The sequence below is a fragment of the Corynebacterium crudilactis genome, from assembly GCF_001643015.1.
Classification (GTDB): Bacteria; Actinomycetota; Actinomycetes; order Mycobacteriales; family Mycobacteriaceae; genus Corynebacterium; species Corynebacterium crudilactis.
Window position 1 is genome coordinate 1,948,657 of record NZ_CP015622.1, and the last position, 13,821, is coordinate 1,962,477.

General features: G+C 51.1%; 15 protein-coding genes. All 15 read right to left on the bottom strand.

Annotated features, from left to right (window positions below):
- Window positions 1-3 precede the first annotated feature (3 nt).
- On the bottom strand, window positions 4-906 hold the full coding sequence (locus ccrud_RS09130; protein WP_066566535.1) for a VOC family protein: 903 nt from the start codon (window positions 904-906) through the stop codon (window positions 4-6).
- 178 nt (window positions 907-1,084) lie between these two features.
- Window positions 1,085-2,512 (bottom strand): pyruvate kinase, encoded by a 1,428-nt coding sequence (gene pyk, locus ccrud_RS09135; protein ID WP_066569786.1) that lies wholly within the window; start codon window positions 2,510-2,512, stop codon window positions 1,085-1,087.
- Window positions 2,513-2,717: 205 nt separating this feature from the next.
- Window positions 2,718-3,662: a prolipoprotein diacylglyceryl transferase gene (gene lgt / locus ccrud_RS09140; protein ID WP_066569788.1), complete on the bottom strand. Its 945-nt coding sequence runs from the start codon at window positions 3,660-3,662 to the stop codon at window positions 2,718-2,720.
- Between the two features lie 115 nt (window positions 3,663-3,777).
- Window positions 3,778-4,563 carry a beta/alpha barrel domain-containing protein gene (locus ccrud_RS09145; protein WP_066566538.1) on the bottom strand — a complete coding sequence of 262 codons (786 nt, stop codon included), beginning with the start codon at window positions 4,561-4,563 and terminating at the stop codon, window positions 3,778-3,780.
- Between the two features lie 79 nt (window positions 4,564-4,642).
- Window positions 4,643-5,302, bottom strand: coding sequence for a TIGR02234 family membrane protein (locus tag ccrud_RS09150; protein ID WP_066566540.1), 660 nt, complete (start codon window positions 5,300-5,302; stop codon window positions 4,643-4,645).
- Between the two features lie 12 nt (window positions 5,303-5,314).
- Complete coding sequence (gene hisI / locus ccrud_RS09155) at window positions 5,315-5,686, bottom strand: phosphoribosyl-AMP cyclohydrolase (protein WP_066566542.1); 372 nt, start codon at window positions 5,684-5,686, stop codon at window positions 5,315-5,317.
- Entirely contained in the window at window positions 5,686-6,459 is a 774-nt protein-coding gene (gene hisF, locus ccrud_RS09160; protein WP_066566543.1) for an imidazole glycerol phosphate synthase subunit HisF, read from the bottom strand. The genes hisI and hisF overlap by 1 nt, the downstream gene beginning before the upstream one ends.
- Window position 6,460: 1 nt before the next feature.
- Window positions 6,461-7,288 (bottom strand): inositol monophosphatase family protein, encoded by an 828-nt coding sequence (locus ccrud_RS09165; protein ID WP_066566545.1) that lies wholly within the window; start codon window positions 7,286-7,288, stop codon window positions 6,461-6,463.
- Between the two features lie 3 nt (window positions 7,289-7,291).
- The gene (gene priA / locus ccrud_RS15325; RefSeq protein WP_066566550.1) at window positions 7,292-8,032 is read right to left on the bottom strand and encodes a bifunctional 1-(5-phosphoribosyl)-5-((5-phosphoribosylamino)methylideneamino)imidazole-4-carboxamide isomerase/phosphoribosylanthranilate isomerase PriA; all 741 of its coding nucleotides are present in this window, start codon (window positions 8,030-8,032) and stop codon (window positions 7,292-7,294) included.
- An 18-nt stretch (window positions 8,033-8,050) separates the two neighbouring features.
- Entirely contained in the window at window positions 8,051-8,686 is a 636-nt protein-coding gene (gene hisH / locus ccrud_RS15330; protein WP_066566553.1) for an imidazole glycerol phosphate synthase subunit HisH, read from the bottom strand.
- 503 nt (window positions 8,687-9,189) lie between these two features.
- On the bottom strand, window positions 9,190-10,443 hold the full coding sequence (locus tag ccrud_RS09180; protein WP_066569790.1) for an MFS transporter: 1,254 nt from the start codon (window positions 10,441-10,443) through the stop codon (window positions 9,190-9,192).
- A 49-nt stretch (window positions 10,444-10,492) separates the two neighbouring features.
- Window positions 10,493-10,720 carry a hypothetical protein gene (locus tag ccrud_RS09185; RefSeq protein WP_066566556.1) on the bottom strand — a complete coding sequence of 76 codons (228 nt, stop codon included), beginning with the start codon at window positions 10,718-10,720 and terminating at the stop codon, window positions 10,493-10,495.
- Window positions 10,721-10,722: 2 nt separating this feature from the next.
- The gene (hisB, locus tag ccrud_RS09190; RefSeq protein WP_066566559.1) at window positions 10,723-11,331 is read right to left on the bottom strand and encodes an imidazoleglycerol-phosphate dehydratase HisB; all 609 of its coding nucleotides are present in this window, start codon (window positions 11,329-11,331) and stop codon (window positions 10,723-10,725) included.
- A 14-nt stretch (window positions 11,332-11,345) separates the two neighbouring features.
- A complete protein-coding gene (locus ccrud_RS09195) occupies window positions 11,346-12,446 on the bottom strand; it encodes a histidinol-phosphate transaminase (RefSeq protein WP_066566562.1) in 1,101 nt (366 codons plus the stop codon).
- A 5-nt stretch (window positions 12,447-12,451) separates the two neighbouring features.
- Window positions 12,452-13,780, bottom strand: coding sequence for a histidinol dehydrogenase (hisD, locus tag ccrud_RS09200; protein ID WP_066566564.1), 1,329 nt, complete (start codon window positions 13,778-13,780; stop codon window positions 12,452-12,454).
- Window positions 13,781-13,821: the final 41 nt, after the last annotated feature.

A 13,821-nucleotide genomic window follows, 5' to 3' on the forward strand; every position in this document is an offset into this window, starting at 1 on the left:
GAGCTAACGGTTTAAAAGTTCCTCAGTTGATACACCCGGAAGGGAAATAGTAAGGTGCGTTCCCCAAGGATCCCGAGTGGTAACAGAGGTACCATTGTCCGAGAAATCCTGGCCTTTAAGGCGTTCAACCAACATGTCTAGGTCTTCACGCGCAGGCACAATAACGGCTACATCGGCAAGACCCAAAGTTGCGGCACGTGGACCTGCGCCCGCGGAATTCCAGGTATTCATAGCTACGTGGTGGTGATATCCACCAGCGGAAGCAAACAGTGCGCTTGGAATTGACGTAGTGGCATCAAAGCCAATTTTTCCTACATAGAAATCGCGAGCCTGTTCAATATCACCTACCTGCAGGTGAACATGTCCAATGCTTGCAGGCAAGATAGCAGTGCTGTTCAAGATGGATTCATTCAGGTGAGTCTGCAGGTATTGGTTGGGATCTAGGTAGATGGTATCCATGCGGACATCGCCGTTTTCTGCATACTTCCACGCACTACGCGCACGGTCAACATAGAGTTCAATGCCATTTCCTTCTGGATCAGTGAAATAGAAAGCTTCAGATACCAAGTGATCCGAAGAACCCACAAAGCGAGAACGTGGCTCTTGGGCGGCACGATAAACAGTAGCAGCCAAGCTTGCTTGAGAATCGAAAAGAAAAGCCGTGTGATAAAGACCGGCCTGGCGTGAATCTACTGCAGGAAGACCAGGCGTAGAGATAAGACGTAGAAGCGGAGTGCCATTCCTCCCGAGCACACGGTGCACTTCTTTACCATGAACTTTCTCCTCCATTGGTTCAACCGAAAGAATAGAAGAGTAGTAAGTGGTCATACCCTCTAAGTCTCCGACGCGAAGGCTTACTGCATCCATAAAAGTGTCGCTGTTGATGCTGCGTTCAAGAAGTGCCATGGTTTTTCACCTTTTTATATTCAATGGAAAATTCGTATTGAGCTACATCATGCCCCAATTTACTTTCCATGTCAACTAAATTAGGTGGCGGGCCTTTCTCCCCACCTCCACGCCTTGGCTCTCAATGCAAAAAATGCGCTGATACCCCCAGGCATCAGCGCATTTTTATAACCAAACTTTAAGGCTTAGGAACCATCGTGTCATCACCAAGTAGGTGCACGTGGATCATGTTGGTATTTCCGGTTACTCCAGGAGGGGAACCGGCAACCACAACCATCATGTCCCCCTTGTTGTACTCAGGCATAGCCAACAGGGCACGGTCAACTTCACGCATCATATCGTCAGTATCACTTACCTGTGGGCACAGGAAAGTAGTTGCACCCCAAGTCAGCGCCAACTCAGAGCGAACAGACTCATTTGGCGTGAAGACCAGCAAAGGAAGGTGACTGTGCAGGCGTGCCAGACGCTTTGCAGTATCACCAGAGGTGGTGAAGGCCACGAGAGCACGAGCATTCAAACGCTCTGCAATATCGCGTGCAGAATAAGAAATGACGCCACGCTTAGTGCGTGGAATGTGAGTCAGATCAGGTACGCGACCATCGGTTTCCGCAAAACGAACAATGCGGGACATGGTGCGCACAACATTGTGCGGATCCTTACCCACAGAAGTCTCGCCAGAAAGCATGACAGCATCTGCGCCGTCCAGCACCGCATTGGCCACGTCGGAAGCCTCTGCGCGAGTTGGGCGAGAGTTTTCGATCATGGAATCCAACATCTGGGTTGCCACGATGACCGGCTTAGCATTTTCACGCGCAATCTGAATTGCACGCTTCTGTACCAGTGGAACCTCTTCCAGTGGAACCTCAACGCCGAGGTCACCGCGGGCAACCATGACAGCGTCGAAAGCCAAAACGATAGGCTCCAGGGAAGAAACAGCCTCTGGCTTTTCCAACTTAGCGATGATAGGAACGCGACGTCCCTCTTCATCCATAATCTTGTGCACGAGCTCAGCGTCTGCTGGGGAACGCACGAAAGAAAGCGCAATAAAGTCCACGCCAAGCTGAAGTGCAAAGCGCAGGTCTCGGATATCTTTTTCAGACAGCGCTGGTACAGAAATATCCATACCTGGCAGGGAGACGCCCTTGTTGTTGGATACTGGACCGCCTTCAACGACCTCACAGATAACGTCATTGCCTTCGACAGAGACGCATACAAGGCCAACCTTGCCGTCATCTACCAGCAGACGATCGCCGGGCTTGGCATCCTTGGCAAGGTTTTTGTAGGTGGTGGAAACACGGTCATGTGTTCCAGGTACATCATCGACTGTGATTCGAACGGTCTCGCCGTTCTCCCACACAGTAGCGCCGTCAATGAAACGGCCAAGACGGATCTTCGGTCCTTGAAGGTCTGCAAGAATACCGACTGCACGACCAGTCTTATCAGCTGCTTCGCGCACCCACTTGTAGTTTTGCTCATGATCTGGGTGGTCACCATGGGAGAAGTTGAGGCGAGCGACATCCATGCCGTCTTCTACCAAACGCAGAATTCCATCTGCACTAGCTACCGCTGGGCCTAGGGTACATACAATCTTAGTTCGTCTATCCACGCCCATAAGCCTAGTACGTCACCACCCCGCAAGCCACAGGTACTACCATTAATTCTTTATGAATCCTTAAGGACAAAGTGTGAACAAACAGCGCTTTATGGCTGTGACATGCCCAAATCAGAAAAAACCGGACACCCGCACAACAAAACGGGCACCCGGTTTTCGATCAAAAATATCTCATCTCAAGAGCTTTTACGCCTGAAACCTATTGCGATGAAGGCGTTTCTCCCGCAGAGCTCTCCCCTGCTGTAGGAGCAACCTGCTGGTCTGCACCAACAGGTACCTCTGCAATTGGTGGATATTGCGGATCAACCTCATCAGGAGTTTCTCTGCCCTTCTTGAGCAGGAAGAACACAAGAACGGCACCAATAAAGATCACAGCAGAGACAATCGTATTAATACGAATACCGCCGACAAGAGTTGCCTCATCTACGCGCATTTGTTCAATCCAGAATCTACCCAAAGTATACCCAGCAACATAAAGTGCAAATACCCGGCCATGCCCCAGCTTGAATCGCTTATCCGCCCACATTAATAGAGCAAAGATGAGTACATTCCACAGCAATTCATAAAGGAACGTGGGGTGGACGGTTGCCATCACTTCCCCTGTAGAAGATCCCGACACTGGAGAAAAACGTCCATTTTCATCTACGCGGTAATAAATCTCCAACGCCCAGGGCACGGTGGTTTCTGCGCCGTAGAGCTCTTGATTGAACCAGTTGCCAAGCCGTCCAATACCCTGAGCCAAAATGACTCCGGGTGCAACAGCGTCTGCGAATGGAGCCAAAGGCAGTTTTTTATAACGGAAGAAAGCCGCTACAGCCAATCCGCCGAGGATGACCGCTCCCCAGATACCCAAACCACCATTGGTGATTTTAAAAGCGTCAACCGGATTACAAGTATCGCAAAAATACTTTTGGTTATCTGTAATAACGTGATAGATTCGGCCGCCAATAATGCCTGCAGGAACAGCAATAATGGCTGCATCCAACACAAGTTCAGGGTTTCCACCCCGGGCAGCATAACGCTTGCGCGTCAGCCAAATAGCCACAATAATGCCCGCGATGATGCACATCGCATAAGCTCTAATCGGAATGGGACCCAAGTACCATACGCCTTGAGGCGGGGATGGAATTGCGGCCAAAGTCATGACATCCACAACAACGTAAACCTAACAGTTAGGCGACAAGTAATGTCCCTCAATCTAGCAAGACTTAAACCACACTGCGCCTGCTGCCCCACTTAGCCGATACATACCCACCACATTAACGCGATGGACATGCAGGATGCATGCCGGCCGTCACCAGTGATTTAGTAATACTCAAATCACTATGAGGAACAAAAATTGCATCGGCGGAAAACCTCGCAAATTTCATGAGTTCTTTCGGGGTGGCACATCCACCGAGCGCTATCCGCGCAATTTCTTGCGGGATAAATTGGCAAATACCCGAAAAAGCTTCAGCCAAAGAAAGCTCCCCCGTATAACCAGTGACATCAATTGCCACCACAGATGCGCCAGCATCAATTGCGCGGTGGGCTTCCTCATGGTTACGAACGGACACGATAGCCGTCATCCCCAATGATTCTGTCCGATCAACCAGTGACTCCAACCGAGCTTGGCCCATCGCCCACACAGGCAGCTGCAGGGCATCAATACCCATCACCCGAGCTTCATGGATTTGATAGGGATCAATGATGGGGTCCTGAAGCAATATGGGGATATCTACCTCAGATTTAATGTCCCTGATATCGCGCACCGCAATATCAAATTGTCCTCGGCGCACCGTATACGCAAGCATCGATGCACCAAAATCTGCAATCTGCACCGCGTAATCCACATGATCGGAATGATCTGACCAATTGGAAGAAAAACGATCAAAGGCGGCTACGACATTGCATCCAGACGAGAAAAAGACTGAAGCAATATCGAATGCCGCCGTAAGACCAGCAGACCGAGATTTAGTTTTGATTTCTTGGAATCCAAGTACTGATTCCCGAGCTGAAATTTCCGCAGCAATTTCCATCAACATGCGGTTCTCTGTTGCAACCATGCCCCAACCTCCTTCCAACCAATGCTGTGTTTAAGGTTATCCCGAACACACATGAGGTAAGAAATCAGGGTGCATCACTCTAGCCTTGAACTGGCTTTTCTTGATCCCCCTGAGGGTTTTGAGTGAAGTCAATGTCTTCATCCAGTGCGTCCCACATCACACGTCCGGAGTCCGGTTCTTCTTTGAGATCAGTGTGGATTTTTTCTGCACGGGCTTGTTTGCGCTCATACTGATTGCTCTTTACCGTGTCTGCTCCTGGGCGCATCGCCAAGACAATGCCACCAATCAAGGCCAGTGCACAGCCAAACATTGCCACTACGGCAGCAAGTGGGTGCGTGGTGATAGTGGTAATTTCTGCCCAGTCAGACAGCAGTGTTCCGGAGCTTGCCTTTTGGCTCGCTACACCAGAGGTGAGCAATGTTCGAGCACGTTCTGCATCTGGGTCTTGGGTAAGCAAACCCAGAGGCGACAAGCTAGCACCCACCGCAATCAAAGCGGCCAAGATACCAATGATGCGGCGCCCCATCTTGCGAAGCACCAGGGCGGCAGCAAAAGCAGCAAGCAGCGCAAGTGCTAGAGCCATGATCTCTGTTGACCATGTAGCACCCACGATTGATTGCGTAATGCTGCCTGATTTATCGTCGAAAGCCTCGATGGTTATCCAGTTCATGCGTGAGCTGATCCAGACAACCAGGGCGCCAGCTCCAATTCCTAATGCTGACAGCACGCGTGGCTTCATAAGATGTCTTCCTTAATCGTTATTGCTTGACAGCAAAACGTCATTGTCGAAACAGGTTCGGGCACCGGTGTGGCAAGCCCCACCGGTTTGTTTCACGCTCAGCAGCACAGTGTCTCCATCACAATCAAGTGCGACACTGGTAACTTCCTGAACATTTCCAGAGGTCAAGCCCTTGATCCAGTATTCATCGCGGGAACGTGAAAAATAGGTTCCACGACGCGTCGCCAGTGTATACGCAAGTGCGTGGGTATCCATCCAGGCCATCATGAGGACTTCCTTGGTCCCTTCGGCCTGCACGATTGCCGGCACGAGGCCGGCGTCGTTAAGCTTTAAACGCTTTTCGACGCCCGCATCCAACGTATAATCTTTCGGGTTATCACTCATTAACGCACCTCAAATCCGGCATTTTTAATAGCTCCCTTAACTTCAGCGATGGTTACTTCACGGAAGTGGAAAATGGTTGCGGCTAGCACTGCATTCGCACCTGCAGCAACGGCTGGTGGGAAGTGTTCTGCTTTTCCAGCGCCACCAGAGGCAATCACTGGAATAGACACAGCTGCACGTACCTTTTCCAATAATTCCAGGTCGAAGCCGTTCTTCGTACCATCGCCATCCATGGAGTTGAGTAAGATCTCGCCCACGCCAAGCTCTTCGCCACGCTGTGCCCATGCAATAGCATCGAGTTCTGCAGATTTAGAACCACCGTGGGTGGTTACCTCAAATCCGGAAGGCTGCGGGGTGCCGCCTTCAGGAACACGACGAGCATCAACAGATAAGACGATGCACTGAGCTCCGAAGCGCTTAGACAGCTCAGAAAGCAATTCTGGACGCGCAATTGCTGATGTATTCACTGATACTTTGTCAGCACCAGCGCGAAGCAATTGATTAACATCTTCTTCACTACGCACTCCACCACCAACGGTGAGTGGAATAAATACTTGTTCTGCTGTGCGACGTACAACATCCAGCATGGTTCCACGACCATGCTTTGACGCGGTGACATCAAGGAAAGTGAGTTCGTCTGCACCTTCCTCGTCATAACGCTTCGCCAACTCCACTGGATCGCCAGCATCGCGAAGATTTTCAAAGTTCACGCCTTTAACAACCCGGCCGTTGTCCACGTCCAGGCAAGGAATAACCCTAATTGCCACGCCCATATTAATAATGCTCCTCATTATTTGACTGGTCAGAGCCTGCTTCTGCATGCAGAGACCGAACTTTTTCAATCTTACTCAACAGCACATCGTGAGCTTTTTGAGTACCTGCCACGACTCCCCGACCAGGCACCCACGGCAGCCCTTCAGTATCAGTAACAACAGCGCCCGCTGCCCGCATGAGCATCACGCCCGCGGAGTTATCCCACACATGTGGACTAAAGGACACGCAGGCGCCGAAGATGCCCTGCGCGGTAAACGCTAAATCCACACCAACAGAACCAGTAATACGAGGTCGAAGGTAGGATTCCGTAAGCTCTGTTAAAAGATCACGACGTAGTTCTACAGGAAATGCAGTATTTCTTGGCGAGGCCATCGAGCTAAACCCAATATGCGAGACCAAGCTAGATTGTTCTTGGAGTGGTTCTTGAGGCTGGCCATTGATCAGCAAAGGTGACCCCTCGAATGCACTTAAGCGTTTGCCTAACATCGGCATGGACGTAATGCCCAAAACCGGCTGATCATCCACAAGCAACGACACCAAGATCGCGCTCATGGGGTTTGATGCCGCAAAGTTGGCGGTGCCATCAATGGGATCAATGACCCACCGCGTACCAGAGGTGGCCCCACCGCCTTCTTCGCCGATGACGGCAATGCCTGTCATCATGTTGAGCATCGAACGCATATGGGATTCGATGGCCATATCTACCTCAGTGGCGAAATCACTTGAGGATTTCATATGGGCCGGTGCAGCTCCAAAACCCTGCATAAATAGGGTTTCGGCATCATCTACAACAGCCTCGGCAATCGCAAGCATCCCACGAGCATCCATGAATTAACCAAGCTTTTCCACGGCAGACAAAGCCTGCTCAAGGGTGAATCGCTTCTCATACAATGCTTTGCCAATGATGACAGAATCAATGCCCTCATCCTGGTATTTAGCCAGTTCCAACACATCTTCCAGCACAGAAATGCCACCGGATGCCACGATTGGTGCGTCAGTTGCAGCGGCAACTTCACGCAGCAGCTCTACGTTTGGTCCGGTCAACGTGCCATCCTTGGAGACATCAGTGACCACAAAACGAGAACAACCCTGAGAATCTAGACGCTCAAGCACCTCCCAGAGATCGCCACCATCAGATACCCAACCGTTACCGCGGGTACGCCATTCGCCGTCTTCTAAACGCACTGCAATATCAACAGCAATTTTCTCGCCATAGCGCTTGAGCGCAGAGGCAATCCACTCTGGATTTTCCAACGCAGCGGTACCAATGTTGACGCGACGTGCACCAGTTGCCAATGCGCGCTCTAGGGATGCATCATCACGGATACCACCAGTGAGCTCAACATCAACATCAAGCTTGCCGACGATTTCAGCCATCATGTCATGGTTTGAACCACGGTTAAATGCTGCATCCAGATCCACAAAGTGCAACCACTGAGCACCTTGTTCCTGCCACTTCAGTGCAGATTCCAAAGGGGTGCCATAAGATTTTTCAGTGCCGGCTTCGCCTTGATCCAGGCGGACTGCTTGTCCGTTAACTACGTCGACTGCAGGAAGAATAGTGAAGGTCATGAATATTGATCCTATCTGTTAGATGTAGTTGATCCAGTTTCGCAGTAGCTGTGCGCCTGCGTCACCGGACTTTTCTGGGTGGAATTGGGTAGCCCACAGCGCACCATTTTCTACGGCAGCGACAAAGCGATCATTTTCATGAGTAGCCCATGCAACCTGTGGCGGAGTAGTGAGATCATCAGTTTCTAGCGTCCACTTGCGCACGCCATAAGAGTGCACAAAGTAGAAGCGCTCATCAGCGGATAGTCCTTCAAACATTGGAGAATTAGCAGGCATATCCAGGGTGTTCCAGCCCATGTGTGGCAAGATTTCAGCCTCAAGTTTTTCCACCTTGCCTGGCCATTCACCACAGCCGGCAGACTTAATACCGTGTTCTTCGCCCTCATCGAACAGGATCTGCATACCTACGCAGATGCCCAGCACTGGTCGGCCACCAGCAAGACGTTGGCCGATAATGCGATGTCCAAAGACGTTTTTTAAGCCCTTCATACAAGCATCGAAAGCTCCCACTCCAGGAACTAACAAGCCATCAGCATTGGTACAGATTTCCGGATCTGAGCTCACAATTACTTCTGCGCCAGCATGTTCAAGTGCGCGTTGAGCTGAGCGTAGATTTCCGGATCCGTAGTCGAGAAGGGCGACAGTTTTGGTCATGCGGATAGTTTAAGGCACGCACTTTCCGGAACAAGCACTGCAGTCTTGTTTCATTCGCTACTTACCAGCCCTACAGTAGAGAATTTTTGGGATACCACTACTGTGAGCCTGTTTAAGAATCCTGTTTTTTAGAATGAGTGTTTGTATGGAATGTTCCCAAAGAAGCGCTTAAAGACGAATCTGAGAGGGCATATTTTTCAGGCTTCGGAGGCAGTTTTCCAGCAGAGCAGACCAGGCGACCGAGATTCTTTCCATCTATGAAAATTTGGTCGTCTGGTCTGGTCCCCATCACTAGTGGTCCTGGCTTGGCTCAAATTAGTGCCGAATGCAAGATCTTCATCGTCTAATGCTCTAAAAGAACAATGCTTTATTGGGTACGAAAATCATCCGCCAGATTAACATGAAAAATAGAGTAATTGACCCTAGTTCTTCACTTGTATAGCGGAGATCGTCACAGCCCACCACCATTGAAAGAACCGGATGGTGGTGGCGTCGACAAGCGTTTAATCGGTGCTTTTTCGCACGCCGCGCAGGCGGGCACGGGTGTTGTTGTATTCGGTGACTCGGTATCGCCCGAGAATTCGATCTGCCACAGTCAGCACAATGCCCAGCAAAATCACGAGTGCGCCAGCTCCGAAGGCGCCACTATAAGCCAAGGATGCCGCGACAATACCCAAGGCAAAACTACCGATGCCAGTACCTGCGTCGAAGGCAATATTCCAGATGGCCGAAGCTTCGGAAACTCGTGTGCGTGGCAATCTGAAGAACATCGAAAGCAGCGCTTCATTTTGCACCATGCCAAAACCTCCGCCAAACATGACTGCGCCGATGATAAGCCACCAGACAGACCAGCTTTCAAAGATGGTCACAGCGATCAGCACGACTCCTAACAGGCCAGCTATTTGTGCAGGAATCATCGTGGACCCAGGAACGCCACGACGGTCGGTAATAACGCCGGAGAGGTAACGGAACACCATCGATGAACCACCTGTGATTGACAAAATAATGCCAGCCAGGGCGGCACCCAGACCTGGATCTAGCTCGATGACAGCTGCGGGGAGGAAGGAGGATACCGCACCAAAAGTCATGGATAAGGAGGTCACAGCCAAAGATGGAATCAGAACCAGTTTCCATGTGGAGACAGATTTTTCCAATTTTTCCGAGGCCACGCTCGAGGCCTCAACTGTTGGCGCCACCTTCGCAGCTGCTTTAATCCGCGGAATCCGCATGCACATCACTGCAGCCACCAGTGCAATAACAGCGCCCAAAATATAAACCACGTTATAGCCAAAGTGATCACCCAAGGCAAGGCCCGTGGGAAGAAACAGCATTTGCGATAAGCCAATGAATACGCCCAGCATGCCAGAGGCTTTGCCGAGGAAACGTACCGGAACTAGTTCTGCAATCAGTGCTGATTCGGCAACAGTGAGGGCACCAAATCCGATTCCGCGAAGAGCCGACACCAGCAAAACTGGCAGAGGTTCCATGCTGAAGATATAGCCAATAGCAGGCACACCCAGCATGAAGGCGGCAAATACCATCACGGGAGTATAGCCAATTTTACGCAGCGCAGCCGGAGTGAAAATCTGAGTGATCACGGTTGCTGCCATAAATATTCCGGTGGTGGCGCCAGCTAGTGCGCTCGATCCCCCATTGTTGAGCACAGCTAGTGGAACCACTGGAAGCAAAAGTGACCAACTACCAAACGCAGCGGCCACAGCCACGAGGACAGCCACGAAACCGGGGCTTTTCCACATGCTGGGCAGTTGTTCAATTTCAGCACGTGTCAAAGCCCGTGTGTCCAAATTAAGTCATCTCTCCCAACAACCATAAAATTCCTCCAGCTGTTGCTGCCACTGCAATGAGGCCAGCAATAATCATGAGGACTTTGTTTTCTGATTTATATGCAGACCACGCACCACCGATGAAAAGACCGGCGATGAGGAACAAACCGTAAATAAACCACCGGTCGCCCGCATCAGGTTGTGTCTGCACAGCCGCAGTGACCATATCAGAGATGGGAGCAGAATTCATTGCTAGAGGGCTCCCTTAGTGGAAGGAATTCCAGTCTGGCGTGGATCCATCTCCACGGCACCACGAAGCGCCCTGGCAACAGCCTTGTATTCAGCCTCTGTGATGTGGTGAGGGTCTCTACCGTAGTGGCAAATGACATGCAGTGTAATGCGGGAATTTAGAGCAAGGGTTTCAAAGAAATGCTCATTGATCACAGTTGCGTAATGTCCGCCGATGACAGCAGAAATCATCTGATCCGGTTCGCCAGAGATCACGAAATAAGGGCGTCCGGAAATATCTACCACGGATTCCACTAGTGCTTCATCCATTGGAAGCTGGCAGGACGCAAAGCGTCGGATGCCCTTCTTATCGCCAATGGCATCAAGGAGAGCTTGTCCCAGCACAATGGCGGTATCTTCTACTGTGTGGTGCGCATCGATTTCGATATCACCGGTGGCATGAACTTTCAGATCGAAGCTGCCGTGAACGCCAAAGGCGGTGAGCATGTGATCAAAAAAGGGCAGACCGGTGTTGATGTCTACCTGGCCAGTGCCGTCTAGGTTAATTTCAACGGAAATATCTGATTCGCTGGTGGTGCGTGTTGCGCGACCGATTCTTGGTGCAATAGTCATGAGATGTTCTTCTCCTATAGGTTGAGCTTGATGATCTCGGCTGCTGCGTCCAAAAACGCATCATTTTCCTCAGGCAGCCCGATGGTGGTGCGCAGATGGCCTGTGATTCCTACGTCGCGGATAAGGACTCCCCGATCCAAAAATGCCTGCCATGCAGCATGCTGATCGGAGAAATCACCAAAGAAGACAAAATTGGATTCGCTTGGTACCACAGCGTATCCAAGTCCCTCCAGACGTGCTGCTACACGAATGCGCTCTGCAGAGAGCTTCTCGACGGTTCCCAGTGTGTCACCACTATGGCGCAGCGCGACGACTGCGGCTGCCTGGCTCAGCGCTGAAAGATGATATGGCAGGCGCACAAGCATCACGGCATCAATAAATGCTGGGTTGGCCACAAAGTAACCGAGGCGTCCACCTGCGAAATCAAACGCCTTACTCATGGTGCGAGAGACCACGAGCTTGGTTGGGTACTGCTCAAGCAGGGTGGTTGCCGAGGGTGAAGGTGAGAACTCTGCATAGGCCTCATCCACAACAACGATGCCTGGCGCAGCGTTGATGATACGCACAATATCCTCTAGTGATGTCACATCACCAGTCGGATTATTTGGGGTGGTGACAAAGACAATGTCAGGCTGCGTGCTGCGAATTTCTTCCAAAGCCACATCAATGTCGATGCGGAAATCAGCACCACGGTTTACTGAAATGAATTCAGTGTGGGTACCTTTCGCCAGAATCGGGTGCATGGAATAGCTTGGCTGGAACCCCAAGGCAGTGCGTCCTGGTCCACCAAATGCCTGCAACAGCTGCTGCAGGATTTCATTGGAACCATTAGCAGCCCACAGATTATCCTTGGTTACCGCGACACCAGTCTGTGTGGTGATATAGGCAGCCAACGCTTCACGAAGCTCCACGGCATCGCGTTCTGGATAACGGTTAAGCTCTGTGGCGATCTTGTCCACCGTTGCCACCAAATCAGTAATCAGTGCTTCTGATGGTGGGTATGGGTTTTCATTGGTGTTGAGTCGAATATCAACGTTGAGCTGAGGTGCACCATAAGCAGATTCACCGCGAAGTTCCTCGCGCAGTGGCAAATCATTCAAAGTAATCTTAGTCATTATTTTTATGCCTCGTTTGTGGTGGGGAGGTTTTCAAAACGTGCCCGGATTGCTTCACCGTGAGCAGGAAGATCCTCAGCATTGGCGAAATTGATCACCACATCAGAGACATCCTTCAGTGCAGCCTCATCGTATTCAATGAGGTTAACCGGACGCAGGAACGTATGGGTAGACAAACCGGCAGAAAAACGTGCGCTTCCAGACGTTGGCAGAACGTGGTTGGAGCCAGCAGAGTAATCACCCAGTGGAACTGGAGAGAAATCTCCCACAAAGATAGCGCCAGCGTTGGTAATTTGTTCTGCTACCTGGCGAGCATTGACGGTGTGGATTTCCAAGTGCTCAGCAGCATACTGATCGGCGACCTGGATACCCACCGAGATGTCGTCGACAAGCACGATGCCACTTTGGGTTCCACGCAAAGCCTCTGCAACACGATCGGCGTTGCGTGTGATTGAGTAGCGCGCTTCGATCTCTTTATTAACCTGCGCAGCAAGCTGCTCAGAATCAGTGATCAACACAGATGCTGCCATCACATCATGTTCTGCCTGGCTGATCAGATCATAAGCAACATTGACAGCATTTGCGGAAGCATCAGCAAGCACGGCGATCTCAGTAGGACCAGCCTCTGCATCGGTGCCCACTACTCCCCTAACCAGGCGCTTTGCAGCGGTGACAAAGATATTTCCAGGACCAGTGATCATATCCACTGGTTCAAGATCTGCTGCTTCATCACCATAAGCCAGCAACGCGACAGCTTGGCCGCCGCCCACTGCCCATACTTCATCCACGCCGAGGATAGCGCACGCTGCCAAAATAGTCGGGTGTGGCCAACCACCGTAATCAGCCTGAGGAGGAGAGGCAACCACCAAAGAGTTCACACCAGCTTCCTGGGCTGGAACACTATTCATGATGACACTTGATGGATACACCGCGTTGCCACCTGGGACATAAAGTCCCACCCGATCAATCGGCAAGAATCGCTCAGTGACGGTGCCACCTGGAGAAAGCTCCGTGGTGTGTTCCTGTGGCTTTTGATCCGCATGAACCTTGCGGACTCGGGCGATAGATTCCTCAATGGACTCCCGAACTAATGGGTCCAAAGCCTTTTCAGCTGCAGCAATAACTTCTGCAGGAACCCGCACCGATGCGGGGCGAATATGGTCAAATTTTTCGCCATAATCCAATGCGGCTTCCGCGCCGCGTTTTTGGACATCTTCAACAACTGGCTGCACTATAGGAAGCACGGACCACACGTCTGTGCCACCGCGTGGCAATGCACGTCGGATGTCGCTCTTGGATGGTGTGTGACCGCGCAGGTCAGTGACATTCAACATGGCGAAAAGTTCTCCCTTAAAAGGTTGAATCGATATTCTTC